At 57.3% G+C, this 24,859-nt stretch carries 22 protein-coding genes, 1 tRNA gene and 2 pseudogenes; 13 read left to right on the top strand and 12 right to left on the bottom strand.

The window, feature by feature from the left end:
* Position 1: 1 nt before the first annotated feature.
* From IPI63_RS04590 to IPI63_RS04580, 3 genes are all read left to right on the top strand, one after another.
* The gene (locus IPI63_RS04590; RefSeq protein ID WP_214064695.1) at positions 2-445 is read left to right on the top strand and encodes a Zn-ribbon domain-containing OB-fold protein; all 444 of its coding nucleotides are present in this window, start codon (positions 2-4) and stop codon (positions 443-445) included.
* 720 nt (positions 446-1,165) lie between these two features.
* Complete coding sequence (locus IPI63_RS04585; RefSeq protein ID WP_214064696.1) at positions 1,166-1,909, top strand: hypothetical protein; 744 nt, start codon at positions 1,166-1,168, stop codon at positions 1,907-1,909.
* A gap of 145 nt (positions 1,910-2,054) precedes the next feature.
* A complete protein-coding gene (locus IPI63_RS04580; protein ID WP_292476927.1) occupies positions 2,055-3,053 on the top strand; it encodes a DUF1616 domain-containing protein in 999 nt (332 codons plus the stop codon).
* Here IPI63_RS04580 and IPI63_RS04575 read toward each other — a convergent pair.
* On the bottom strand, positions 3,050-3,181 hold the full coding sequence (locus IPI63_RS04575) for a hypothetical protein (protein WP_292476926.1): 132 nt from the start codon (positions 3,179-3,181) through the stop codon (positions 3,050-3,052). The genes IPI63_RS04580 and IPI63_RS04575 overlap by 4 nt on opposite strands.
* A 169-nt stretch (positions 3,182-3,350) precedes the next feature.
* On the opposite strand from IPI63_RS04575, the gene IPI63_RS04570 reads away from it, so the two are divergent.
* Positions 3,351-3,743, top strand: a complete 393-nt coding sequence (locus tag IPI63_RS04570; RefSeq protein ID WP_292476924.1) for a hypothetical protein — start codon at positions 3,351-3,353, stop codon at positions 3,741-3,743.
* Positions 3,744-3,760: 17 nt separating this feature from the next.
* On the top strand, positions 3,761-4,609 hold the full coding sequence (locus IPI63_RS04565; RefSeq protein WP_292476923.1) for a nucleoside deaminase: 849 nt from the start codon (positions 3,761-3,763) through the stop codon (positions 4,607-4,609).
* A gap of 77 nt (positions 4,610-4,686) precedes the next feature.
* Here the strand turns inward: IPI63_RS04565 and IPI63_RS04560 are convergent.
* The 4 genes from IPI63_RS04560 to IPI63_RS04545 all read right to left on the bottom strand — a co-directional run bounded on the left by IPI63_RS04560 (position 4,687) and on the right by IPI63_RS04545 (position 8,374).
* Positions 4,687-4,758, bottom strand: a tRNA-His gene (locus IPI63_RS04560).
* Positions 4,759-4,774: 16 nt separating this feature from the next.
* Positions 4,775-6,370: a VWA domain-containing protein gene (locus IPI63_RS04555; RefSeq protein ID WP_292476921.1), complete on the bottom strand. Its 1,596-nt coding sequence runs from the start codon at positions 6,368-6,370 to the stop codon at positions 4,775-4,777.
* Positions 6,348-7,121 carry a hypothetical protein gene (locus tag IPI63_RS04550; protein WP_292476920.1) on the bottom strand — a complete coding sequence of 258 codons (774 nt, stop codon included), beginning with the start codon at positions 7,119-7,121 and terminating at the stop codon, positions 6,348-6,350. Before IPI63_RS04550 ends, IPI63_RS04555 begins: the two co-directional genes overlap by 23 nt.
* Positions 7,118-8,374 carry an ATPase gene (locus IPI63_RS04545; RefSeq protein ID WP_292476919.1) on the bottom strand — a complete coding sequence of 419 codons (1,257 nt, stop codon included), beginning with the start codon at positions 8,372-8,374 and terminating at the stop codon, positions 7,118-7,120. Before IPI63_RS04545 ends, IPI63_RS04550 begins: the two co-directional genes overlap by 4 nt.
* Positions 8,375-8,754: 380 nt before the next feature.
* Here IPI63_RS04545 and pfkB point away from each other — a divergent pair, with 380 nt between their 5' ends.
* From pfkB to IPI63_RS04525, 4 genes are read left to right on the top strand one after another with little or no spacing between them, the layout of a single operon-like run.
* Positions 8,755-9,693: a 1-phosphofructokinase gene (pfkB, locus tag IPI63_RS04540; protein WP_292476917.1), complete on the top strand. Its 939-nt coding sequence runs from the start codon at positions 8,755-8,757 to the stop codon at positions 9,691-9,693.
* 9 nt (positions 9,694-9,702) lie between these two features.
* Positions 9,703-10,620 carry an aldolase gene (locus IPI63_RS04535; RefSeq protein WP_292476915.1) on the top strand — a complete coding sequence of 306 codons (918 nt, stop codon included), beginning with the start codon at positions 9,703-9,705 and terminating at the stop codon, positions 10,618-10,620.
* A gap of 13 nt (positions 10,621-10,633) precedes the next feature.
* Positions 10,634-11,335, top strand: coding sequence for a 2,3-diphosphoglycerate-dependent phosphoglycerate mutase (locus IPI63_RS04530; RefSeq protein ID WP_292476913.1), 702 nt, complete (start codon positions 10,634-10,636; stop codon positions 11,333-11,335).
* Positions 11,336-11,347: 12 nt separating this feature from the next.
* Positions 11,348-12,307: an HPr kinase/phosphorylase gene (locus IPI63_RS04525; RefSeq protein WP_292476911.1), complete on the top strand. Its 960-nt coding sequence runs from the start codon at positions 11,348-11,350 to the stop codon at positions 12,305-12,307.
* Between the two features lie 256 nt (positions 12,308-12,563).
* Here IPI63_RS04525 and IPI63_RS04520 read toward each other — a convergent pair whose 3' ends face one another.
* The gene (locus tag IPI63_RS04520) at positions 12,564-12,722 is read right to left on the bottom strand and encodes a hypothetical protein (RefSeq protein WP_214064927.1); all 159 of its coding nucleotides are present in this window, start codon (positions 12,720-12,722) and stop codon (positions 12,564-12,566) included.
* Positions 12,723-12,832: 110 nt separating this feature from the next.
* On the opposite strand from IPI63_RS04520, the gene IPI63_RS04515 reads away from it, so the two are divergent.
* The gene (locus IPI63_RS04515) at positions 12,833-12,982 is read left to right on the top strand and encodes a hypothetical protein (RefSeq protein ID WP_214064926.1); all 150 of its coding nucleotides are present in this window, start codon (positions 12,833-12,835) and stop codon (positions 12,980-12,982) included.
* Between the two features lie 116 nt (positions 12,983-13,098).
* Here the strand turns inward: IPI63_RS04515 and IPI63_RS04510 are convergent, their stop codons facing one another.
* Both IPI63_RS04510 and IPI63_RS04505 read right to left on the bottom strand, forming a co-directional pair.
* Entirely contained in the window at positions 13,099-14,505 is a 1,407-nt protein-coding gene (locus tag IPI63_RS04510) for a YgiQ family radical SAM protein (RefSeq protein ID WP_292478198.1), read from the bottom strand.
* Positions 14,506-14,581: 76 nt separating this feature from the next.
* Positions 14,582-14,932 (bottom strand): annotated as a pseudogene (locus IPI63_RS04505) (YgiQ family radical SAM protein); the annotation flags it as partial.
* A 152-nt stretch (positions 14,933-15,084) separates the two neighbouring features.
* Between IPI63_RS04505 and IPI63_RS04500 the strand changes: the two are divergent.
* The 3 genes from IPI63_RS04500 (at position 15,085) to IPI63_RS04490 (ending at position 18,766) form a co-directional block, all read left to right on the top strand.
* The gene (locus tag IPI63_RS04500) at positions 15,085-17,064 is read left to right on the top strand and encodes a glycoside hydrolase family 15 protein (protein WP_292476909.1); all 1,980 of its coding nucleotides are present in this window, start codon (positions 15,085-15,087) and stop codon (positions 17,062-17,064) included.
* Entirely contained in the window at positions 17,055-17,372 is a 318-nt protein-coding gene (locus IPI63_RS04495; RefSeq protein WP_292476907.1) for a non-heme iron oxygenase ferredoxin subunit, read from the top strand. The genes IPI63_RS04500 and IPI63_RS04495 overlap by 10 nt, the downstream gene beginning before the upstream one ends.
* 293 nt (positions 17,373-17,665) lie before the next feature.
* Entirely contained in the window at positions 17,666-18,766 is a 1,101-nt protein-coding gene (locus IPI63_RS04490) for a nitrous oxide reductase family maturation protein NosD (protein ID WP_292476906.1), read from the top strand.
* Positions 18,767-18,806: 40 nt separating this feature from the next.
* On the opposite strand, the pseudogene IPI63_RS04485 reads toward IPI63_RS04490, so the two are convergent.
* From IPI63_RS04485 to IPI63_RS04470, 4 genes and pseudogenes are all read right to left on the bottom strand, one after another.
* A pseudogene (locus IPI63_RS04485) lies at positions 18,807-20,673 on the bottom strand (threonine--tRNA ligase).
* Between the two features lie 167 nt (positions 20,674-20,840).
* On the bottom strand, positions 20,841-21,551 hold the full coding sequence (locus IPI63_RS04480; protein WP_292476903.1) for a DUF169 domain-containing protein: 711 nt from the start codon (positions 21,549-21,551) through the stop codon (positions 20,841-20,843).
* Positions 21,552-22,172: 621 nt separating this feature from the next.
* Positions 22,173-23,477: a sulfatase-like hydrolase/transferase gene (locus IPI63_RS04475; protein ID WP_292476901.1), complete on the bottom strand. Its 1,305-nt coding sequence runs from the start codon at positions 23,475-23,477 to the stop codon at positions 22,173-22,175.
* Positions 23,478-23,635: 158 nt separating this feature from the next.
* Complete coding sequence (locus tag IPI63_RS04470) at positions 23,636-24,823, bottom strand: bifunctional 5,6,7,8-tetrahydromethanopterin hydro-lyase/3-hexulose-6-phosphate synthase (RefSeq protein ID WP_292476900.1); 1,188 nt, start codon at positions 24,821-24,823, stop codon at positions 23,636-23,638.
* Positions 24,824-24,859: the final 36 nt, after the last annotated feature.

The following is a 24,859-nucleotide window of genomic DNA, read 5'->3' as shown; positions in this document are numbered from 1 at the left end:
GATGACGACCCAAGCTCCCAGATTCTGGCGAAGCATACCTCAGAGATACAATCTCTTGGGAACGCACTGCAATATATGCAACGAGTACTTCTTTCCTCCCCGAAACCTCTGTCCCAACTGCCGGCGAGGGGCTCATCTGGAGAGCCATGCCTTCAAGGGAACGGGGACCATCATCACCTATACCACCATCCACAATGCCACAGAGGACTTTGAGAGCCTGACCCCTTACAATCTGGCCATAATCCAGCTGGATGAGGGGCCGAGGATCACCGGCCAGATAGTATCCAGCCGAGAAGAGGTGAAGATCGGGATGAGGGTTCGCGCCGTCTTTCGGATTTTAGGAAAGGAGGGTGACCGGGGAATAATCTATTACGGCACGAAGTTCGCCCCGTTGATCGAGCCGGGCTGCCAGGGGAGAGAGAAGAAGAAGAGAGGCCCGGGCTGAGGTGCTCCGCAGGCATCCGCGGGCGGTCTGCCTGCACAAATCATAAAGAGAGGCCCTCTTGGCCAGATCTTTGTGGGCATTGTACCCCTGAGAATCTCTCTTTTTGCTCTGGCGTCTCTGTGGTGAGGCCAAACCGTGCTGATTTCATCACAAAGGAGCAGGGGCACTGAGGAGTATCCCCGGGTCTGCTCGCACAATTCATCGAAGAGAGCGAAAAAGAGTCCTCTGCCTTCATCGCCATCCTTGCAGTTCAGTGAATGGCAACAAGGAGATAATAGATGTCGTTTGGCTTTCCAGATCATCTTCGATGAATTTATAGGAACTGCAGCGTTGGGTTTTTATCTGATATCAGCTACAATAAAGGTAGTAGGTCTGAAAAATCTTTAAAAAAATCGAGGATAGTATTGAGGAGATGTCCAAAGACAGATTAATTAATTGCATGATCTGTACAGCAAAGATCTGAAGTGCCAAGGTCAGCCATCGATTCCAGGCATGAGATCGATCTTGATAGATCAATCAGCACCAATAATGGCGATAATGCAGACTGAAGCATGCTGATGGAAACATGCAGACTGAAGCATGCAGATGGAAACATGCAGACTGAAGCATGCAGATGGAAAAATGCAGACTGAAGCATGCAGATGGAAACATGCAGACTGAAGCATGCAGATGAAGGCTTCAGAGCGATCTGAACAATTGCGCAAACAGGAGGAAGGTAGTATGCCAAAGAGACTGGAACGAAGGGGAGGCGCGGGATGGCCGAGTCTCGCCATAGCCATAAGCGTGATGCTAATCTTCATGGGGGTCCTGCCAGGTCTCTCATTTGAGCTCTCCGCTGACAGCATCACTGCAGGAGAGAATGTGAGAATAACCGGGATGAGTGAGCCGAACAGTGAGAATAACTTTCTCACCAGCTTCACCATGAAGCTGCCAGTGGTCTCAGGGAGATACAGCTATGAGACGGAGATAAAAGTACCTCATAAGCCAAACCGCATTGCTGTTACAGCCAGAGATGTTCAGGACCTCAATGCAGGAGTTAAGATGGGCATCTGGATCACCAAGGACTTCAATGCTCAGGGAGGGGAGGTACACCTCTCTGCCCAGGATGTCCCACCGGGAAGGTATAAGCTCAAGGTATCTGGCAGAGCAATGCCGGACAAGAATGAGGTTCCTATAACTGTTGAGGCCGAGACCGGGGTCAAGGCTGACTCCGAGGGCAGGTATAAGCTGATAATCGACACCACTGGCATGCCGGAGGGCGAGTACCTCATCAAGGGCGATGGCGATGTGAAGGGCGTGAACATTTTAAGGAAGGAGGCAAAAAACGCATCCGCAACCGTTGAACTCAGGGCGAGAGGACATATTCGGGAGGGGGTGGCAGGAGCAGATGAGGCCATTCCGCCAGCCCAACCTGGGCGGGATATGGGAGTTGCTGCCAGGCTGACAGAATGGTTGGGGCTGTAAAGAGAGATTCAAGGGGAATTGGGGATGGATAGGGGAAGGGTAGAGGGTGGATAGGGGAAGGGTAGAGGGTGGATAGGGGAAGGGTAGAGGGTGGATAGGGGAAGGGTAGAGGGTGGATAGGGGAAGGGTAGAGGGTGGATAAGGGATGGATAGAGGTTTAAAGAGTATACCTGCAGACCTCCTGGGGGCAGCAATTATGGCCCTGGCAGCATTGCTCTTCACCCTCACCCCTTTGAGCGCCCTATTCCTGCGAGTGCCCATCGGCCTTCTGATGGTGCTATTTGTTCCCGGATATGTCCTCATCGCCGCCCTCTTTCCCAAAAGAGAGGATCTGGACGGAATTGAGAGGATTGCCCTGAGCTTCGGCCTGAGCATTGCCGTGGTTCCTCTGATCGGCCTGGGCCTCAATTACACCCCCTGGGGGATCAGGCTGCTCCCGGTTGTCATATCCATCTCCGCCTTCACCCTGCTCTTGGCCGCCACTGCCCACAGGCGGCGCCTGTCCCTCCCCCCAGAGGAGAGGTTCTTCCTTCATCTCCGCCAGTGGGCTGATTCATTGAAAGAGGAGATCGGAAGGGAGAAGGATAGGGGCTGGGTGGACAGGGCCCTGACAGTGATTCTGCTCTTATCCATTATCGCCTCCATCGCCGCCTTGGTATATGTGGTGGTCACCCCCAAAGAGGGGGAGAAGTTCACTGAGTTTTATATCCTGGGGCCGGGGGGGAAGGCCTATGACTATCCGACTGCGGTCAGGGCAAAAGAGAACAGCACAGTGATCGTGGGGGTGGTCAACCACGAGTACCGGCTGACCAATTATACCCTGCAGATTGAGGTGAACAATACCCCCCCAGTTGATATTCTGCTGAATGAGAGCATGCTTGAAGAGAGGGTGGAGGATGAGAGCGCAGGCAATATCACCTCTATGCCGGGCGCACTGTATCGCAATCGATCGGATCTGGTACTTCCCGTGATGGAGATGGACATCAGCCTGCTGCATAATGAGACCTGGGAGCGGCCAGTTGCCTATTCCCTGGATGAACCGGGAGACAGACAGAAGCTGCAGTTCCTCCTCTATAAAGAGGGCAATCTCACAGCTCCGTATAGAGACCTGCATCTTTGGGTCAATGTCAGCGAGATGGACTAAAGGCCATTTGGAGGGTCTGCAGAAGGATCGCCTTTTTCCTTCTCTGAAGGGCGAAGCCGATCCCTCTGGTTCGTCTTGATCTTCTCTACCTCCTCGCGAAATTCCATGTAGCTCTCAAAGCAGCCCATACCATACTCCAGGTGGATTTTGGCCCATTATTCATGGCTATCATTCATGGCTATCATTCAGGGGATCATTCAGGTGATCATTTGGGGATCATCATGGCCTATAATTATTTATCTGCTCTCATTCCCAATACACCTTTACAATTATCGATTGGCTATTTGAGGAAGAGAGATGCTTGATCTTAGAGGAAGGGCGGTGCAGCTGGCCGCCCGAGAGGAGATCTTCCAGGCGATTGCTCAGGGGGCGCTGAAGGCGAGGGCGGGAAGGCTTGCCCCTGAGTCTTCGATAGAGGTGGGAGGGTTCAAGATGATGGTGGTCGAGGACGAGAACGGCGAGGGATGTGCCGTCCAGCTCATTGAGAGCCAGAAGAGGATGGAGGACCTAGCTCTCGAGAAGGCCCTCTCCCTGGATGAGGGCGCTGAGGCATGGAGCGAGCACGATCGCCGGGTGTGGCTGGAGGGCTTCTGGCGGGAGCTGGGGCCATACCTGCAGAGGTGGAAGCAGATCCGGATGAGGCTCGGTCCGGGGGAGAATAGCACCTTTGAGATGCAGGTGAGCAGATAGGGGAATTGCCGGGGAATATGTCAGAACGGCAAGCCAAAGGAGGGGGAGAGGGCAGGCCTCCCGGGAGGCTGCATAGCAGCGGGAGCTCGATGAGCAGCGCTCCTTCTCCAGCCCGCCTCTCCCCCCCGGTGGATGTGGGGAGAGAGAGGTTTGAATTCAAGCCTGTTCCGGTTGCCAGCAGAGTAATTGAGTATCGCCAGCCCTGGAGTGGTTATACTCCCCTGTGCACCCTGGAGGATCAGGAGGAGTGCAGGTATTATCCCGTCCAGACAGCCAATATCAAGCCGGAGGGCATCTACAGAGGGATCGAGGTGGAGGGCGATTCCTGGATGCGGCTGGCCTGCCAGGCGGCCCGGGAGTCGGTGGAGGATGGGGGCGGTCCTTTTGCGGCAGTGGTGGTACAGATAGATGACGAGACCGATCAGATCCTGAGGTACTGGATAAATCACAACCAGGTCGTATCGTCGCTGGACCCCACCGCCCATGCAGAGATCATGGCCATTCGCAGCGCCTGCGCCAGCCTGGGGGTCTTCGACCTGGGAAGGATTGAGAAGGAGGTGTCAAGGCTGCCCCAGCCGGGCGGTGTATCCCACTGCGTCATCTACAGCTCTGCAGAGCCCTGCCCCATGTGCTTCGCTGCCATCTGCTGGGCCAATATACCCATGCTGCTCTTCGCCGCTACCCGCTTTGATGCCGCCGCCCAGGGGGTGGGCTTCTCAGATGAGGCCATCTATGAGGAGCTCTCCAGGCCCTACTCCCAACGCTCTCTCAGGGTCTATCAGTGCACTGTGGACAACTCCCTTGACTCTTTTAACCTTTGGAAGGTCTCCCCCAAGATACAGTATTCCCCGGATGGGATAAGATAAAATCGTGGCCAAATCCTGGCGTGATGCTGGGGGCTGCCCTGGCGTGCTGCCTTCAGCAAAAAACCATGGACATAAGGGGCCGGGACCGGGATTCGAACCCAGCTTGAGGGATCCACAGTCCCTCAGGATAACCACTACCCTATCCCGGCATGCCAGAATCCCAGTCTACTGGGAGATGATAAAACTTTCCCCGCTGTAGGCCCTCTCCGAGACCTCCACCACCAGGGATATGAGATCATCAAGCTGGCGGATGTGGTAGACCTGGCCCAGGCTGGAGAGGGCCTCTTCCACATGCTTATCCCGGTAGGCGGGATCGATGGAGAAGAGAACGAAGCTTCCCACCTCCGCGGCCTTCTTGATATCCTCCCACTCCTGGTAGAGATTTTGGATATGGGTGTCTGTGATGCAGAGGATCAGGCAGCCTGGCCGGGCCCAGGCCAGCTCTCGAATCCTGTTCCCGGGTATATGGGTGCGGGTGCAGAAGAACTCCACCAGGACATCCTCCACGGCATTCAGGTCTCTTGTCCAGCCAATGGAGTGATAGCTCTCGCTGAAGTTTATCGCCGCCAGCTCCGCCCCCATGGAATGAGCGAACTGGCAGGCCTTGAAGGCGGCCAGGGTCGCCTTATGGGTCCGGGTGCCCTTCCTCGGCCCCTCCATGGAGCGGCTGCTGTCCAGGACCACAAGAAGATCGGGCACCCCCGCCCTTCCCGGGATCAGGGGATTGGACTGATGCCTCCTCCTGTAGGTCGAGACCCCGGGAATCAGATAGGGGCTCAGGCTCAGGGAGTAGGATATATCCAGATCGGAGAAGGGGTCGGTCAGCCTCCATTTGGTGTAATCAGAGGGGCAGGTCTCATAGCGGGCCCGGGGAAGCTCTCTGATCTCTATGAAGTAGCTCTGATCGCGATACCAGCGCTTCAGATCTCCTCTCTGCCCCAACACCGCCCGGGCCTCCTCATACTCCCCGGCATCAAGGCCTGAGGCGCAGAGCAGGGGCACGGCATCTGCGCTGCCATTCAATATCTCCTGCGCCCTGACCGGCCCCTGCCCCAGAACGCCCGGTTCGAGGGCTCCCAGGATGCGGGCCATCTCCTGGCACTGCCTGGGCCAGAGGCTTCTGTCCCTGATGCCGGGAGAGAAGATCCGCAGGAGATGCTCGACCTCTGGGAGGGGGCAGGGGGGGAGGTCGGCCCCCCAAAAAGCCCTCAAGAATCCCAGGATCACTCTATCCATCGGCATGAGGGGGCATCCTGCCTGCCCATCCCTATCCGCCAGCCTCCTGTAGCCCATCAGCACCAGCTCTTCGTCCCTCCTGCTCCTCTCCAGCCGGAAGGAGTCAGATACGATATCCGAGAATATGTTCACCATTCTGCGGGCAGACAGGATGTGCGCTGCCCGATCGAGAGACATCTTGCCTCTCGGAGTGTATGCCAGAGAATAAGCTGAGGAATACGCCTGGGTATATGCTGAATCGGATGGTAGATGATGGCCCAGACCCTTGAGCGCAGCCAGAGCGAGGAGCCCGGCGTTCTCCAGAGAGCGGGGGCAGAAGATGTACTGCACTATGAGATGATCGAAGAGGTTCTCCAGGTACAGCGGCCCGAGCTCCAGGTCCTGCTGGTTCAGGGTGATCTGGTAGTTCGGGAAGACAAAGCTGCTCGATATTCCTTCTTCCCTCAGAACGGGAGGGGGGAGAAGCGGCCAGTGCCAGCTCTGGCGGGAGCGCTGCCAGATCTCAATCCAGTCCCAGGACTCCATCCGCCGCCTCAGGGCCAAACTCCCTTCCTCTGATCGTGCCGCCCTTCATCCGCCAGCCCGCCCTCCTTCCTGCCCGGCCAAAGATGGTGATCCGCCCCCCCTTCATCAGCAGCCCCAGATAGTCGCCTGCATCGCCATGAATGCGCAGGCTTCCCCCGCTCATCAGCCAGCCCGCTCTCTCCCCGCAGCCGCCCTGGCATACCACCCTTCCCCCAGAAGAGCCCAGTGCCAGGAAATTGCCGCCCTCTCCCCTGATCACCCCCCAGCCTCCGCTCATTCTGCGAAAGGCATAGCTTCCCACGCCGGCGGTTATTATCCCCCCGCCGGTCATCTCCTGGCCCAGATAGTCGCCTGCCCCCTGATGAAGGTATATCCTCCCCCCGCTCATCCTCTCTCCCACATGATCGACGCTTTTGCCTTCACCCTCCAGGATGATGCCTCCCCGGGATAGCCCAAGACCGGCATAGTCCCTGGCCGGAAGGCGCAGAGGCTCAGGGCTCCTCTCAGCAGCAATGCTGGAGAGATGCCCCCAGATGATCTGATATCCCTTGCCCGGATCGGACATGAGAAGCCTCTCCAGGGTGCCTGGATCCGGGGGCAGAAGCTCCTCCACCTCCACCCGGCTGGGCCTGCATCCCACCCTCTCTGCCAGGTCATCGAGGCTGAAGATGGGATCGCCTTCCTGACTCTTCAGCCTCCGCCCTCTGTTCAGGCCGCGGTAGGCATCATCTACGAGCCTGGTGAGCCTCACCTCATCTCCTCCAATGAGGGTATGAAGTCCAGCCGGGCGATGGGATCGTCAAAGATCGATAGCTCCTCTATCGCCCCGGAGATCGATCTTTTTCCATCCACTGCACGGGAGAAGATGAGGTTCATGTCCATCCGCTCGTTCATTGTGCGGTTGATGCTCTTTTCCACCAACTCCGCCACAAAAGCAAGCTTTCTTGCTCCATAATAAGGAGGGCGGTCGATGATGGAACGGACGGGATTTATGCGGTGCCAGATGACATAAGGGGCCACTGCCTTCAAGACCTCCAGGTCGGCCTCCCTGTCCAGGAGATAGGCGATTGCCCGGCAGAAGGATCTCAGATCCTGGCGCGCCCGATCTGATAGCCCCTCATCCACCTGCCAGCAGATGGCCTCAGGATTGCCGCTGTAGTGGCAGCCTGCACACAGGCCCCGGGATGGGCGGGCAGAGGATAGCTGGGTCTTGTCATATGAGGGCGCTCTCTCGCAGAGGGTGAAGTCTCTCACCAGGCAGAGGACTGCCAGCTCCACCTGAGGGTCGAGCCTCTTTCCGGCCACCAGGCCGGGCAGGGAGTCGAACTCCTGGGGGGTGAACCCGGGCAGCTCTCCAGCCAGCTCCCAGACCTCCCTCTCTCTCTCGGAGAGGGCCAGCCCCGCCAGGAAATCGGGCTGAAAAGCGGGCACACAGGCGGAGATGCGATCCAGCAGAGCCTCGTCCAGGGGGTAGGTGGCAGAGAACTCGGGGTTCATGGTCAGGTAATAGCAGGTATCCCCTGGCTCGTTGACCTGCCCGGAATAGCTGATCTTCCTCTTTTTCAGTATCTCAAGGAAAAGGTTCTGCTTGCCACCAGGAAAGCGGTTGACCTCATTGATCAGCTTCCAGCGGGACTTAGACCAGGGGGTCCAGAGCACTGTGCAGGCCCCGCCCTCCTCCCGCATCCACTGTCTGGGATCGAGAAAGCCCACCATCTTCTCCTCCGTCTGCTCTGGATGGCCGGTAACCATTCTATCCTCCACCTCGCTGAAGGGGAGAGATAGGAAGGAGGATCCGAGCAGATTGATCAGGGTGGTCTTGTTGGCCCCCATCCCGCCGTAGAGGAGAAGGGCGCGATTTCTCAGGCAGGCATTGGCAATGGAGAAATAGAGCTGGGAGTTGATCCTGCGGTCGCCTATGAAAAGGTCCTTTCTCGCCACATGCAGCCTCAGCTCCTCCAGAGCTCTGATCAGGGCTTCGATCTTCTTCTTTGGATCGGGCATAAAAGGAGGGCTATGCGTTTGCGATATATGAATTAGGCGAGAGGTTACGAAAAGGAGGGAGGGGCAAAAGTCATCAAAACGGGAGGGATTGATGGCCGTCGACTTTTGCCTGGGCACAATGTCGGCATTTGACGACTTAAGCCTTTCGGTTAAGATGATGCTGGTTGAGATGATGCTGGTTGAGATGATGCTATGCTAACACAGATATCAATGAATAATTAGGAGGGGGGGCAAAAGTCATGGAAATAGGAGGGATTGGGGTATGACCTTTGCGCAGAAGGAATACGATCATCAACGTATATATTTGTTTCCGTCTGAAGCAATCGCCGAAGGGCATCCAGGGAAAAGAGTAATTAGATTTGCTGTATAAATGAGATCTGATGATATACACAATCACCCTAAACCCGGCATTGGATCGCACCTTATGGATTCAGAGGATGAGCGATGATGCCTCAAACAGAATAATCGAGGAGAAGAGCTTTGCAGGAGGAAAGAGCGTCGATGTCTCCAAGGTGCTCAAGAACCTGGGAGAGGATAATGTGGCCCTGGGTTTTGTGGGAGGCTTTGCCGGCCGGGAGCTGGAGGGGAGGTTGCTCAACGAGGGCATTGAGACCGACTTTGTGCGCGTCTCCGGCGAGACCCGCACCAATATCGTCATTCATGAGAAGGATACTGGAAAGCAGTACGTCTTAAATGCCCGCGGCCCGGAGATCAGGCCGGATGAGCTGATGCAGTTCATAGAGCAGCTGGAGAGGCTTCCCTGCAGCGAGCTGGTCACCATTGGCGGAAGCCTGCCCAGGGGCATCAGCCCGGAGATCTATCGTAAGATCATAAACCTGGTGAAGAGGTGCCAGGTGAGAGTGGTCCTGGATGTGGATGGCGAGGCGCTCCGCCAGGGGATCCGCGCCCGCCCCGATATCATCAAGCCCAACATCCATGAGCTCTCTGAACTGGTGGGCAGAGAGCTGGTGGATATGGATGAGATCATTTCTGCCTCGCGAGAGATCAATCAAAAGGGGGTGGAGATCGTCCTGGTCTCCATGGGGGCGAAGGGCATACTCCTGGTCTCGGGCAGAAGGACCTATCTGGCTGTCCCGCCGACGGTGAAGGTGGAGAGCACTGTGGGGGCGGGCGACTCTTCGGTGGCCGGTTTCGTCCTCGGCCTGGTGCAGGGAAAGGAGCTGCCAGAATGCCTGATATATGCAGCCGCTGCTGGTACTGCCACCACCCTTCACCAGGGAACTGCGCTGTGCCAGAGGGATGATTTTGAGAGGCTGATCCCTCAGGTCGTTCTCACCGACCTCTCCCCCAGGGACTGAGGTGGAAGAATGATCGAGAATGAGAATATCAAGATCCCCCTGGATGTCCCGGCAAAGAGCCGGAATAGATACCGGGATAACTATCTGAGGATCACAAAGGGCCGGGAGAGGTTGATGCTATTTGCCGGCGACCAGAAGGCAGAGCACCTGAACGACGACTTCTTTGGAGAGGGAATCGACCGAGAGGATAACGATCCAGAGCATCTATTCCGGATAGCAGCCAGCTCCAATATCGGCGTCTTTGCCACCCAGCTGGGCCTGATCGCCCGCTATGGCATGGACTATCCCTCCGTCCCCTATCTGGTCAAGCTGAACTCCAAGACCAACCTGATCAAGGCCGAGCAGGCTGACCCCCGCAGCCCTCTGTGGATAGATGTGCCTCAGGTGGTTGAATTCATGGAGAGCAGCAAACTGGATATCCTGGGGGTGGGCTACACCATTTATCTGGGAAGCGAGCATGAGGGGGAGATGCTCTCCCAGGCCGCCAGGCTGGTCTATCAGGCCCATCAGGCAGGCCTGGTGACAGTCCTCTGGGTCTATCCCCGCGGACGGGCAGTGGCAGATGAGAGGGATCCTCACCTCATCGCCGGCGCTGCTGGAGTGGCCCTGACCCTGGGAAGCGATTTCGTCAAGCTGAACTATCCCGCCGGGGCGGAGGAGGATCGGGCAGATCTATTCAAGGAGGCTGTGCAGGCAGCTGGGCGCACCAAGGTGGTCTGTGCCGGCGGAGAGAGCACTGATGCCCGTCTTTTCCTGCAGAGGCTGCATGATCAGATCCATATCAGCGGTGCTGCGGGGAATGCTACCGGCAGGAATATTCATCAGAGGCCTTTGGATGAAGCGATCAGGCTGTGCAATGCCATCTATGCCATAACATTGGATAATGCCAGTGTGGACTGGGCCTACAGGCTCTACAGCGGGGAGTAGCCTGGAGGATGATTTGCCCCGGTTGATACTGCTCAGGCACGGCCAGAGCCTCTGGAATCGGGAGAGGAGGTTCACCGGCTGGACGGACATCGATCTATCCCCTCAAGGGGTGAAGGAGGCCCGCCATGCCGGACGGCTGATGAGAGGGGCGGGCATAGCCATTGATCTCGCCTACACATCGCTTCTGAAGCGGGCTTTGAGGACATTGTGGATAGTGCTGGATGAGATGGGCCTAGTGGGAGTTCCAGTCATCCAGAGCTGGAGGCTGAACGAGCGCTCTTATGGCTCCTTTGAGGGATTGTGCCTGGATGAGGCAGAGGAGATATATGGGGCAGAGCAGGTGCGAGTGTGGCGCAAGAGCTTCCACCATCGGTTCCCTGCCCGGCCTGAGGGGGGTATCGGCCTTCAGGAGGGGGGCCATCGCCGCACCAATCCGATAGCAGGGCCCCCTTCATCCTCCGAATCTTTGAAGGAGGTACAAGAGCGTCTTCTGCCCCTCTGGCAGGAGGAGATAGCTGCTGACCTGGAGGAAGGGAGGAGCATTCTGGTGGTCTCCCATGGCAACACCATCCGCGCCCTGGTCAAGCATATAGAGGGGATATCCGATCTGGATATAGAAGATCTGGCCGTTCACAATGCCGATCCCCTCGTCTACGAGCTGGACGGCCGGCTGTGGCCCGCAGAGCGCATCGTTCTGGGCAATAATGACATGTAAGGAGGTTTAAAGGTGGCATATGCTGTAGTTCATATCTCAATAGAGAAGAAAGAGGAGCTGATCGAGAGATACTCCCGCCAGGTGCTCTATGAGATAAAATCGGAGATATATGGATGCTGCATCAAGCTTCTGACCGGCAGCCCGTCGATCAAGGAGGCCTGGGAGGAGAGCTTCTACTCGGCATCGCAGAGCATTCGCTCCCACGGGAGGCTTTATGTTATCCAGGATCAGGATGGGGAAGAGAATCAGGTCCTTTATGATCCCCAATCAAGGACAGCATTTCTGATCAATATGGACTATTACGGCTGGGTCAAGTCCCTGGCTCTGAGTGTGGCAGGCGATATCCTGGAGGACTATCATAACATCTATTCAGTTCACGGCGCCTGTCTGGACATGCGCGGCCAGGGGATATGCATACTGGGCGGATCGGGGGCGGGGAAGACCACCCATACCTACGGTCTCTTACGAAACCCGCGAATGAGAGTGGTATGCGATGACTGGTTCTTCGGAAGGATATTCGGCGATGATGTCTTAGCATATGGCTCGGAGAAGAACTTCTATATCCGGGCCGATCTCCCTGATATCTGGAAGGAGTTCGCCGGCCTGGTGGAGAAGGCGACCTTTGATGCCAAGGGGCGGGCGGTGGTGGACCTCCGCCAGGTGATCGGGAAAGGGCGCATCATGCCTCTGACCACCATCGAGAGGGTGATCTTTCTCAAACGGGACCCCGAACAGAAGGAGATTGTGCTCCCCTTGGAGATGGATCAGGCTTTGGCAATTCTGGAAGGGAATGGCTACTACAATCCCCATCTTCTGGTGCACAATGAGTTCAAGACCAATCTGCGCCGCCACTTTTTCCAGGTACTCTTCTCCCGCTCAAGGGTGATTGAGGTGAACACCACCGGCACCCCCGAGGAGACGCAAAGAAAGATATCGGAGATCATAAGGGAAGCTGAGAGCCAGAGGCTATGATAATAAAAGCTCCCTGATCCTCCATCAGCACTTCGCCTTTGGGAGTGGTGAGGCACAGCGGGAAGACCCAACCCTCTGGGGTGGTCTTCTGGACTGCGAAACCGGTGAGCTGTGCTGCAGCCGCAACAGGATGAAAGCGAAGCTCTAGCACCATCAAGCAGAGAATGAATGGATCTGATGGACTCATCCAGGCAGCTTCTATTTTGGAATGCCAATCGCCAGCTACAAGCCACACCTTTTGGGTGCGGCAGTTGACTTAGGCATCAGCGGTGTAGATGATGTGCACCGGGAAATAGTCATCCTGCTGGGTATCATCAGAGGTATGCAAATAGCGGCGATCCATCAGATGATTCTTCCAGATGGCATCTCTGACTGCAAGGATCCTCCCGTCAATGCTATTCAAGTTCCTGTTCATCTTCATTCACCTCGCTTTGGCTATTCAATTCGATGCTGCTGACAATGCCTGCCGGCGAAGGGGACAGAGACGGTGTAGGTCTCCCAGAAGGGATCAGAGAAGATCTGTGATTGGATTTAGGAATGGATCTGGGAATGGACGTAGCACAGATGGACTGGATCGGGGTGATTGACCGGCCCGGGGACAGGCAGAGAGCATACAACTGCTCTTCTCATCATCTAATGCATATCGTCCAGAAGCTCACCTCAAGGGCCTTGTAATACAGCACTTAGGTTCTTAAATGTTATAATTATCCACTTTTACTATTTATAAGTTTCGACTTATTGTTATGGATGTTGATACAGGATTTCAGGATCTGAGTAATGCTTGCCTGCTGCTATTTCGCCTCCTTTCGCCCTCTCTCCCGATGCTTTGCCCCTCTGTATTGCGCAGGAATGAGGCACCTCACCCCCTCTCCTATGAGATCCTGTCTTCCTGCCCTCCTCAGCCCCTCCCTGACCAGGTGATAGTTCCTGCGATCCCTGTATTGCAGGATGGCTCTCTGAATCCTCTTCTCCTCCCCCTTTGGCACGTGCACCGGCAGGAGGGTGAAGGGGTCCAGGCCGGTGTGATACATGGCTGTGGAGACGGTCATGGGGGTGGGGGTGAAGTCCTGCACCTGCTCAGTGTACAGGTGGTTGTCCTGCAGATACTCTGCCAGCTCCACCATATCGGCGATGGTGCATCCAGGATGGCCGGACATGAGATAGGGCAGAAGATACTGCTCCCGGCCCGCTGCCCGGGAGGCAGCCGCGAACCTCTCCCGGAAGGCATCCAGAGCCTGGCGGGGGGGCTTATGCATGCAGTCTGTAACCCTCTTTGAGATATGCTCCGGGGCGATCTTCAGGTGGCCGGAGACGTGGTGGCGGCACAGCTCCTCCAGATAAGAGGATTGATCGGCCAAGATCAGATCGTGCCTTATCCCGGAGCCGATGAAGACCCTCCTCACCCCGGGAATGGCCCGGAGGCGGCGGAGCAGCTCCACCTGGCGGGAGTGGTCTATATCCAGGCTGGGACAGTCGGTGCTGCAGAGTCTGTCCGGGCAGGCCCCCTGATGCCAGCGGTGGCAGGAGAGGGCATACATATTGGCGGTGGGGCCGCCCACATCCTGGATGATCCCCTTGAAGCCGGGCATCCGGACCATCCTCTCTGCCTCCCGCACAATGGAGCTCATGCTCCTGCTCTGCACAATCCTCCCCTGATGGTGGGTGAGGGCGCAAAAGGTGCAGGATCCAAAGCAGCCCCGGTGGCTGGTGATGGAGAACTGAACCGGCTCCAGTGCTGGAATGGCCTCCCGGTAGGAGGGATGGGCCTCTCTGCTGTAGGGCAGCTCGTAGATGTGGTCCAGTTCTGCAGAGCTGAGAGGCCAGGCAGGAGGGTTCTGGATGATCACCGTCTTGGGATGGGGCTGGACCACCGCCCGGCCCTGATAGGGGTCCTGCTCATTATAGTGCGCGGCGAAGGCCTCGGCATATTTTCTTTTCTCCTCCTTGACCTCAATATAGCCGGGGATGAGAACGGCCTCCTCTCTCTCCTTCTCCCGCCAGCGTCGCAGCTGTTCTTTGACTGCTGTTCCGGGGACATCCCCGATCTGGGCGATCTCTTCCCCTGCCTTCAAGCGCCGGGCCACCTCCAGGATGGGCCTCTCCCCCATGCCATAGACCAGGAGGTCGGCGGGGGCGTCCGCCAGGATGGACTGGCGGACGGAGTCCGACCAGTAGTCGTAATGGGCGAAGCGGCGCAGGCTGGCCTCGATCCTCTCCCAGAATCACTGGCGCCTTTGGAAAGAGGGCATGCACCCGGTTGGCATAGACGATCGCCGCCCGGTCCGGGCGGAGGAGGCGGCCGCCGGGGGAGTAGACATCCCGGCGGCGGCGCTTGAGGTTGGGGGTGAGGTTGTTGACCATGGAGTCCACGTTGCCCGAGGTTATGCCAAAGAAGAGGAGAGGCGGTCCCAGACGGAGGAAATCCCCGTCCTTTTTCGGGTCTGGCTGGGCGATGATCCCCACAGTGTAGCCGGCGTCCCAGAGAACCCGCCCCAGAAGGCCCGCCCCGAAGGAGGGATGGTCCACATAGGCATCTCCGCTCACCAGGATGATGTCGAACTGCTCGATGCCCAGGTCCCCAGCCTCCTGCAAGGAGATGGGCAGAAAAGAGGGCTGCTTGATCATGGCTGGGCGGTGAAGGGGGCTGGGACAACATATACCCTTCGAAGCAGTTCAAAAACAAGATGGGCATCATATAGATCCCAAGGCCATACAGGTTCTGAGGCAGATAATATATCCTAAGAGCGATATAGATGAGCCATCTTTGGAGGGAGAATTTGCCCAGAGTCTCAGTGATAAGCAACGGCCGGCTGGCTGTGGCCTTCGATGGCCAGACGAACGTCCGCGATCTCTTCTATCCGCGGGTGGGATTGGAAAACCACCTCTCAGGACACATGCTTAAGATGGGGGTATGGGCTGACGGCCGCTTCAGCTGGCTGGGAGATGGCTGGCAGACAAAGACCGGATATATGCCCGAGACACTTGTCTCTCGCAGCATTGCCGGCAATGCCGCCCTGCAGATCAGGATCGAGACCAATGATGCCGTTCACCGCACCCATGACCTCTTCCTGCGAAAGATCATGGTCAGCAACCTGGCTCAACAGCAGCGCAAACTCCGGATATTCTTTGCCCATGACTTTCACATCTACGGCGATGTCGTGGGCGATACGGTGATGTATGAGCCGGCCATAAATGCCATGATCCATTACAAGCGCCAGCGCTACCTTCTGGTCAACGGCATCACCGGCAAGGGGGAGGGAATCAGCCAGTTTGCCGCCGGCCACAAGGAGCTGCCGGGCAGGGATGGCACCTGGCGGGATGCCGAGGATGGTATTCTCAGCGGCAATCCCATCGCTCAGGGCTCTGTGGACTCAGTGCTCGGCTTCGATCTGGATCTTTCGGCGAAGTCCAGGGGCACCATCTATTACTGGATCGCCTGCGGCCGGAACCTCTCCCGGGTTTTGGATCTGGACGCCCGGGCAAAGAGCATAGGAGTAGAGCAGCTGCTCTTGGAGACTGAGAACTACTGGTCGGCCTGGGTGAACAAGCCGGAGGTGGATCTCAACCCCCTCCCCAGGGAGATCGCGAGGGCCTACAAGAGCTCCCTGGCCATAATGAGCGCCCTGGAGGATCGCCGGGGCGGGATAATAGCATCATGCGACTCGGACATACTGCAATTCAACAAAGATACCTACTCCTACGTCTGGATGCGTGACGGCGCTATAGCTGCTCAGGCCTTCGACCTGGCTGGATTCAGGGAGTCCAGCATCCGCTTCTTTTTGTTCTGCAATCAGGCCCTGACTGAAGGGGGTTTCTTTCACCACAAATACTCTCCAGACGGATCTGTGGGCAGCAGCTGGCTGCCCTCACCGGGAGGAGGGCTGCTGGCCATAGAGGAGGATGAGACCGCCCTGGTCCTCTATGCTCTCTGGAGGCACTTTGAAAGATACAGGGACATAGAGTTCATCGAGGGCGTCTATCCCAACCTGGTGCTGAAGGCCACCGACTTCCTGCTTGATTATCTGGATTCCGATACCGGCCTTCCCAGGGCCTCTTTTGATCTGTGGGAGGAGAAGCTGGGAACCTTCACCTGGACAGCCGCCACCGTCTATGCCGCCCTGATCGCTGCAGCCAGGTTCGCCCGGGTATTCTATAATCGCGAGCGGCATGAGATACTGGTCCGGGCTGCAGCAGATCTGAAGGCGGCCATGATCAGCCAGCTCTACGATCCGGAGAAGGGCCGGTTCCTGAGAGCCATCTACCCGGACGACTCTCGCGACACCATCGTGGACAGCAGCATGGCGGCGGTCTTCCTCTTCGGAGCTTTCAGTGCCAGGGACAGGATGGTAGAGGAGACAATGGCCTCCATCAGGGCGCAGCTATGGATAGGGACCGATGTTGGCGGCCTGGCCAGGTACGAGAACGATGAGTATCAGAGGATCTCCCCGGATCTGCCCGGGAACCCCTGGTTTATCTGCACCCTCTGGCTGGCAAGATGGCTCATCGCCCGTGCCGATGGGCCCGGGGGGCTGGATGAGGCTCTAAAGCTGCTGGAATGGGCTGTCAGGCACTCCCAGCCATCAGGGGTGATGGCAGAGCAGATCCATCCGTTCACCGGCTCGTCCGTCTCCGTCTCCCCTTTAGCCTGGTCTCATGCCGAGTTCGTCATCGCCGTCTGCGAGTATCTGCAGAAGCGCGGGGAGATGGCATCTGCAGAGGAGAACAGAATGGCAAAGGAGCCGGGATCATGTTTCTGAGGCTCTGCTCCATCGAGGAGATCAGCCCAGGGGAGATGAGGCAATTTTATCTGCAGGGAGAGGAGATCCTGGTCGTAAATCTCGAGGGCAGACTCTATTGTCTGGATGCCAGGTGCTCGCATGCAGGCGCTCCCCTGGCCGAGGGATCGCTGCAGGGCGAGATGCTGACCTGTCCTTGGCACTACTCTCAGTTCCGCATCACCGATGGATCGGTCTTGAGGGGGCCGGCGACCAATCCCCTGCGCGTTTACAGGACAGAGATAAGAGATGGACAGCTATTCGTTGATCTCCTGGCTCCTGAGATCTGAGAGGAGCGATCTTCAGGAGCCGGGCGCTTTTCAGGAGCCGTTTGGGCGATCGGCCTCTAAAGGGATGCTTGCAAAGTGATGCTTGCAAAGGGATGCTTGCAAAAGGATGCTGGAAAAGGATGCTTGCAAAGGCAAGTCTTAAGATCGAGAACCTTCATAACCTCATCTGGGAGAAGCAATGAATAATAAGGTAATAGCTCTAGCTGTCCTTTTTTGCGGGATCCATCCTGCTTGCAAACCTGGGCCATGCCGCTCTGATCAGTGTCGAGCCCGGAGAGAGCATTCAGGCAGCCTTGAATGCTGCCCAGCCCGGTGACATTGTGCAGGTGGAGGGCGGGGTCTATCACGAGAGCCTGGACATCAACAGGCAGGTGGTGCTGCAGGGCAGGGGCCGTCCGCTGCTGGATGCAGGAGCAAGCGGCAATGCCATAACACTGCGCGCCGATGATATCACCATCTCGGGATTCAATATCAGGACCACCCGCCGCATAGGCATCCACGCCATCTCCAGTGGCAATACCATAGCCAACAGCAGCATCTCCGGCTGCCTGGACGGCATCCGCCTGGATGGGGGCCACTCCAATAGCATCGTCAAGAATGAGATCAATAACAATACCAATGGCATAATCCTCTACCGCTCAAATGACAATCTGATAGAAGAGTGCGATATCAGGGACAACAACATAAATGAGGAGAGCGACTGCGGCATATATCTCATCTACTCCCAGGGGAATGTCATCCAGAACAATCAACTGAGAAATAACGGCGATACCTCCATCTCCCTTCGCTCTGCCAGCGGCAACTCCATCCTCAACAATACCGTCCTCAAGAATGACTGGTATGGCATCTCCTTATCTGAGTTCAGCAACAGCAACCGGATAGCATATAACAACGCCAGCAACAACAAGGATTCAGGCATATACCTGGACGGCTCCCGGGATAATCACCTCCTGGGAAACTGGGCTGCTGACAACTCCAAGGGGATATATCTCTCCTATGATAGCAATGACAACCTGCTGGAGGGAAATCACCTCCGCCAGAATGGCAAAGGCCTCTATCTGGCCAATCATGCCAGCAATAACACCATCGTGGGCAACACCGCCCAGGAGAATGGCTATGGCATCTACCTGACCTTCTCCTCCCGCTGGGATCTGGTCTATGCCAATCATCTGATCGATAACGGCTGCAATGCCTACGACCGGGGGGAGAACAACCGCTGGGACAATGGAAGCCTGGGCAACTATTACAGCGATCTGGGAAGGAGATTCTACATCCCCGGAGGGCCGGGAATCGACAATCACCCCCAGGCGGAGGCCTCCGGGCCTGGCCCCCTGGCCGATCTGCCAATCCTGCCTGGGGAGAGGACAGGGGATTGGAGCCGCTCGCCCTTCTGAACACCACTCCTGCCTAGATCGATCTGGCCAGCAGCTCCCTTCAGATGAACCTGGGCCTCTCCGAGAGCCTCATGGCGAGGGGCAGCCTGCGCCAGGGCTTTCCTCTTGTCTCTGCTGCCAGCCTCTCTTTGAGCTCATCCACACTCCTCGCCCTCTTTGCCGGCGACTTGGGGGGTGGACTCGCTGCGCACTGTGACTGTCAGTTGGCCGGAGTGCAGCTCCTCGTCCCCGATCACTGCCACATAAGGCACCCACTCTCTGCCCGCATCCCGGATCTTCTTGCCCACGGTCTCGTCCCTATCATCGATATCTGTGCGGAATCCAAGAATTCCGGCCACCTCAAAGGCCCTCTCCTGGTGGCGCTCGGCCACCGGTATGATCCTCACCTGGGTGGGTGAGAGCCAGGTCTCGAGCATGGGCAGCCTGCCCTCCTCGGAGAGCCGGGCCGACTTCTCAAGTATGGCATACATCACCCTCTCTATCGCTCCGGAGGGGGAGCAGTGCAGGAGGATGGGCCGGCGCCGGGCACCGGACTCATCGATATAGTTGATGTCGTAGCGTTCAGCATTCTCCACATCGATCTGCACTGTGGAGAGGGCGCTGGCCTTGTCCATGGTATCCACGAAGTTGAACTCGAACTTGAGGACGAAGTAGAAGAACCTCTCATCCCACATCTCAATCAGGACCGGTTTTTTGACGATGTCCACCAGGCTCTCGATGAACTCCCTGTTCTCCTGATAGAAGTCGCGGGTGAACCTGATCGCCACCTCATAGTCATCAACCTCCAGGCCCACCTCCTTCAGGACATCGATGCTGGCCAGATACTGCTTTCTGAACTCCTCCATGGCGGACTGCATATCCCGGCTCAGGGTATGCATGTCGGGCATGGTGAAGGCTCTCAGGCGGCGGATGCCCACCAGCTCCCCCCGCTGCTCCCTCCTGAAGCTATACCTGGTGATCTCGAACATCTTCAGGGGCAGGGACTTGTAGGAGATGGACATATCATGGCTCATCAAGAACTGGCCAAAGCAGGCGGCGAAGCGGAGGAAGAGCTTTCTCTTGTCCGAATCGATCTGGTACTGCCGGGCGGGGAAGCGGTCCAGATACTTCTTCAATGTGGGGTGCTCCATATCGTACATGATGGGGGTCTCCACCTCCATCGCTCCCATATCCTCTGCCTTCTCCAGGACCAGTGTCTCCAGGAGGGATTTGACCAGGCGGCCCTTGGGATAGTAGCGCATGTTGCCCGAGTCGGATCCAGGCTCGTAGTCCACCAGCTCCAGCCGCCTCATAAGCTCCACATGGGGCGGGATCCTGTCCACTGCTCTGGCCTTGGAGATCTCATAGTTGGCGAACTTCTGCAGGTTGGGATGGCCCTGGAAATCGAACCCGTCCGCATCCACCAGCCTGCCATCCAGATCCAGGATCTTCCAGTAGGATACTGCCTTGGCCTCGGACTTGAGGGCCTCGGATACCACCTCCCCCTCGCCCAGCTTGATTGAGCGGGAGAGCTCAGAGAGGGGATGGCCCTTGCAGCTTATTGTGAAGGCCTTGTACCAGCCGAAGGGGGCGCGCATGACCTCGAAGTCCCGGGAGAGGTGCTCTTCCATTCCCTTGAGGATCTTGACTGCTGTGGCCGGGGTGGAGAGGCTGGAGCTCAAGTGGGCATAGGGGTAGAGCATGATGCGGCGGGAGTTGACCTGGCCGGCCACTTCAGCTATCTGCTTTGCACCCTCGGCGATCACTGCGTCGCTGTCGTCCTCATCGAACTTCTCCACGGCGATGAAGGCGCACAGCGCCTCATCAAGGCGGCCTTTTTTGGCTGATTCTTCGATCTCTTCTGCCAGCTTCGTGGGCCTCTTGGCCTCAAACTCTATGAAATCTGAGTGGATTAGGAGCAATTGCAATATCGGTCACCTGAACATTAGAGGGATAAGTGAAGGTGTAATTCAATGTTTCTATCAGGCATCAGAGAGCCTATACTGCTTCCCTCTGCCATCGCCAGTAAAAAAAGGGAGGGGGAGAGCCCATAGATCAGATCCTGCCGGCCGGGTGCTTTGGAAAGCTCTCTTGCTCATCCCCGCATGAACTTGTCCCAGCCCTGATAGTTCTCCTTGAGGACGGTGCAGATCCCCTCCATCATCTCATAGGGAATTCCCACCACCACCTCCTCATCCTCCAGGCCGGCGTTCCTCACCGAGCCGTCGCAGCCCAAAGAGACATTCACCTCTCCTTTCAGATAAGGGGAACTGGTAGCATCGACGCAGAATGACTGGATGCCTGCGGTGTTGAATGTGGCCCTGCCCCCCTTCTCGAACATGGCCGCCTGGACGATCCTCCGCGCCTGGAGGGGATTGCCCACCAGTATGACCACATCCGGCCTGGTCACCATCTTGTCCAGAGGGGCCACATAGCTGGCCACTGTGCTGCCGGGAAGGATGCGGGGCATATTGGCAGCGATCAATGTGCCGGCCTCCTTGGTTGAGCACTTGTGCAGTTTATTGAAGTACAAGGTCCCAGTGCGGATGTTCTCAGGGCACTCCACCAGGCCCAGGCCGGATGCACCTCCCTTGCACTCGTGGTAGTCGGCGTGGGCGAGATAGCTAACGCCATCCCGCCTTGCCCCTGGATCATAGAGCAGTAGCGGAAGGGCCTCTCTATTATGTTGAGGTCCTGAGGGATCTCCTCCTCGCTCTTGAAAAGTCTCACGCCCACGATATTGTCCCGGATTCCCAGGGAGGACTTCAAAATGTCCGACATCTCTTCCAGATTCATCATAATACACCGGCATTTGAGTTGCAGGCATGGGATTTGGAGCTTGCGCTCTGGCAGACAACCAGGAGAGCGATCACAGTATTGGTTCAGACTATGAACGCCGGCCACCCGCAAACTATAAGTATTAATAATGCCTATATGTGAAGGCCGCGTCTTAAGCTGAATGAACCAGATTCCGGCAATCCGTCCGGGCTCTCAGGCCCAGAGGGTCAAGAGAAGCATCCCACCACAGATGCTCCAAAGGGCCAATGCCTGAGAGGTGCTGCTCCTGAACAGCATTCGGAAGCTCGAAAGGGCTTAAAGGGCAGAAAGAGATGCACGCCGTGATGGGCGTAGCAGCATGCCCAAAGGAGATCCGGTTCAAACCAGTCCAGGACGCGACATTTGCTGATTGAAAGGCGAGCTGAAGGCCCAGCATCATAAGGTGCTATGGGTTCCCGTAAGAAGGACGCCGTGTGAGAGTCCGGCGCTAAAGCCGCCTGGAGAGAGGCATAAAGTCGAGGTCTTGGGCGTGGTCAGGCCTTCCATCTCGGTGGATATGGCTCCTCTGAAGGGCGCTGTGGATCGGCGTTGGCCCGCCCGAGAATCGATTGCTCAATTCAGCACAGAGCCATTCTTGCATTCTACTCCCTCATTCCTCTCTTCTCCAGATCCTCACAATCGCAGCCGTCCCCGCCAGATTGATGACCAGGATCATGGCCACCCCCATGCCCCTTCGTACGCCCTCTGGCAGGGCTTTCTCTCCGGTCAGGTCCACGCTCTGCTCCCCGTCCACCAGGAGCCTCATGGAGAGGCCTTCTCCCCTCAATGTGTACTCTCCCCGCACCAGTCCCCGGAAGAGCTCCTCCTCATCGCCGGAGGCTGCAGCCAGGCGGATGCCATCCCGCCATAGCTCCAAACCGGCCGGAGCCCCCCTGACCCGCAGAGTGCTCCCTGCCCTGATGGGAAGGGAGAGGCCCTCTGTGGATTCATTGGATGATATCTCCAGCAGTGAGAGCACTGTGGGGGCAACATCCACCTCCGACCAGAGGCCACCCAGGTTCAGCTCCTCTATCCCCGGACCGGTGATGACCAGGGGCACCCGCAGAGCCTCCAGGCGGGCGGCATACTTCTCAGCAGAATGGCCGCCCTTTCCTTTTGGATCGGGAAAGACCATGCCGTGATCGGCGGTGACCACCAGCAGGATCTCATTCCTCCGACAGGCACCGGCCAGCCGGCCCAGGGGCTCATCCAGGGCCTCCACAGCCTTCAGGTAGCCGCTGGCGTTCAGGTTGTGCCCGGCGCTGTCCACTGCCCCAGCATTGACCAGCAGGATGAACGGCTTTCCTATTAGATGCTCGACAGTGTCCGCAGCCGCATCCAGAGCCCAGGCATTATAGCCGGCATAGCCATGGATTCCCTGGGGATTGGAATACTCAGCGAACCTGTCCCTCCACTCCTGAAAGAGCACAGTCAGGCCCGCAGGGGCACTGGAGCTGAAGCCTGGGATGGGCTCAGCGCCGCGCAGGGAGTTATCCTCCAGGTACAGGACAGCATCCATCTCCTCCAGGATGGACATCGAGTCTCCCCGCTCCATAATGGCCAGGCAGAGATATCCCCTCTCGCGAGCAAGATCGAAGATGGTGGGGCCGAGCTGATTCCAGTCCGCCCCTGTGCGGCCGGTGACCAGAATGGAGTGGCTCTTTGTGGTCTCGGGGACGGGCACCCGCACATCCACCGCCCGCGCCCCGCCACCAGTGAGATTGAAGAGCACTGCCTTTCCCAGGGGCGAGCCGTCCAGGGCATAGGCATTGTGCTCCGGATAGACATAAGAGGAGCCCAGGCCGTCTATGACCAATATGACTGCACCTGCAGGGCGGTCGGTGGGGCCCACCTGGACCTCCAGAGCGCCTCCGCCGGGCAGCAGCAGGAGCAGGAGGAGAATGGCAAGGAGCATCCCCTGGATTCAGTCATCTAAATATTAAAATCTTTCACATGTTTTATGGATTGCGCCACCAGAACTCCAGTCCCCAGAACGGGCCTGCTCTCAACCCCTGGAGAAGATGACTGAAGATATGCAAAAAAAAGGCTTTTGGATCGCACCCTGCAGGACCTTTAAAAGTCGGTCATGATCCTGTACTGGTCGATCTCCGTCTGCTTCAGGCCGGTCAGGAACTGCTCAGCCATATCGCGAATGTCGCCGGAGCGGGTGATCGCCCGGCCTACCACCAGGATGTCAGCCCCTGCAGCCAGGGCCGCGCCTTCGGTATCGGTGCGAATCCCCCCGGCCACAGCTACCAGAAGCCTTCTTCCCTCCTCGGCCAGGGCCTTGATCTCGGGGATGTTCTGCCAGGAATGGGCGCTATGCTCCATGTCGATCGCCCGGTGCAGCTCGACCACATCGGGCAGAACATCCAGTCCCCTGAGCACCGCCAGTGGATCGTCCACATTGAGCATATCGATTATGGAGTAGATCCCCGTCTTTCTGGCCTCATTGATGGACAGCTCTATGGTCTTCTTGGGAGCGAGGCCCGATATCACCACTGCATCGGCGGTGGAGTCAGCAGCAAGGCGCACCTCCAGGTTTCCCGTATCCAGGGTCTTGAGATCCAGTATGACAAAAGCCCCCGGCCGGATGGCCCGAATCTCTTTTACCACACTCATCCCCAGCATCTTGACCAGAGGGGTCCCCACCTCGATCAGGATGTGATCGCTCTCAGGCAGAGCTGAGAGCACCCGGCGCACCTCGGCTGTATCCACCAGATCGAAGGCCACCTGCAGGTAGGGCGGGTCCCAGAGACGGGTGACTTTGAATCCCATGATGGGATGGGTGGAGCGCTCCTTCTCGTAAAGGACTTTATCGACATCCGGGAATCCGGCCATCGCCCGCTGTACCGCCAGCTTTGTGGCTCCATAGTTATATCGATAGATGGCATCATAATCCTTGGCTTGAGGATCGATGTAAACGGAGACGATTATCAGCAGCTCTTCTGCTTGATCCCTGGGGATGACTCCCTCTGCCACTGAATCTGCCACTGCCTTGGCCACGGCCATCTGGGCCGGCCCAAAGATCTGAGCCACCTGATCCATATTCTTCACTGTCACCTTGGGAACGATAAGGGTAGAGGGCTTGGGGCGGCAAGTTCGGCCTGATGACCCTGGAGGAGGGGTGTGCCCCGCTGAGAGCTGGGCCATCCCGGAGGCAAAAGCTACTCCCACTGGCCCCTCCTTATCTCCTATGATCAGATCGATATGTGCTACCTCAGGCCCCTTTCCAATGAGAGCCTCTCCAACCAAGAACAATAAGATTCACCTCGCCACCGAGTGAGCAATCTCTAT

The organism is Methanothrix sp. (assembly GCF_016706325.1).
In the GTDB taxonomy this organism is placed as follows: domain Archaea; phylum Halobacteriota; class Methanosarcinia; order Methanotrichales; family Methanotrichaceae; genus Methanothrix.
The sequence above is the reverse complement of the archived record's forward strand: the minus strand, read 5'-3'. Positions and strand labels throughout refer to the sequence as shown.

Bases quoted from the DNA above. Each gene is read 5' to 3' on its own strand.
- IPI63_RS04590 (WP_214064695.1), top strand. From the start codon at position 2: ATGACGACCCAAGCTCCCAGATTCTGGCGAAGCATACCTCAGAGATAC.
- IPI63_RS04585 (WP_214064696.1), top strand. From the start codon at position 1,166: ATGCCAAAGAGACTGGAACGAAGGGGAGGCGCGGGATGGCCGAGTCTC.
- IPI63_RS04580 (WP_292476927.1), top strand. From the start codon at position 2,055: ATGGATAGAGGTTTAAAGAGTATACCTGCAGACCTCCTGGGGGCAGCA.
- IPI63_RS04575 (WP_292476926.1), bottom strand. From the start codon at position 3,181: ATGGGCTGCTTTGAGAGCTACATGGAATTTCGCGAGGAGGTAGAGAAG.
- IPI63_RS04570 (WP_292476924.1), top strand. From the start codon at position 3,351: ATGCTTGATCTTAGAGGAAGGGCGGTGCAGCTGGCCGCCCGAGAGGAG.
- IPI63_RS04565 (WP_292476923.1), top strand. From the start codon at position 3,761: ATGTCAGAACGGCAAGCCAAAGGAGGGGGAGAGGGCAGGCCTCCCGGG.
- IPI63_RS04555 (WP_292476921.1), bottom strand. From the start codon at position 6,370: ATGGAGTCCTGGGACTGGATTGAGATCTGGCAGCGCTCCCGCCAGAGC.
- IPI63_RS04545 (WP_292476919.1), bottom strand. From the start codon at position 8,374: ATGCCCGATCCAAAGAAGAAGATCGAAGCCCTGATCAGAGCTCTGGAG.
- pfkB (WP_292476917.1), top strand. From the start codon at position 8,755: ATGATATACACAATCACCCTAAACCCGGCATTGGATCGCACCTTATGG.
- IPI63_RS04535 (WP_292476915.1), top strand. From the start codon at position 9,703: ATGATCGAGAATGAGAATATCAAGATCCCCCTGGATGTCCCGGCAAAG.
- IPI63_RS04520 (WP_214064927.1), bottom strand. From the start codon at position 12,722: ATGAACAGGAACTTGAATAGCATTGACGGGAGGATCCTTGCAGTCAGA.
- IPI63_RS04495 (WP_292476907.1), top strand. From the start codon at position 17,055: ATGTTTCTGAGGCTCTGCTCCATCGAGGAGATCAGCCCAGGGGAGATG.
- IPI63_RS04475 (WP_292476901.1), bottom strand. From the start codon at position 23,477: ATGCTCCTTGCCATTCTCCTCCTGCTCCTGCTGCTGCCCGGCGGAGGC.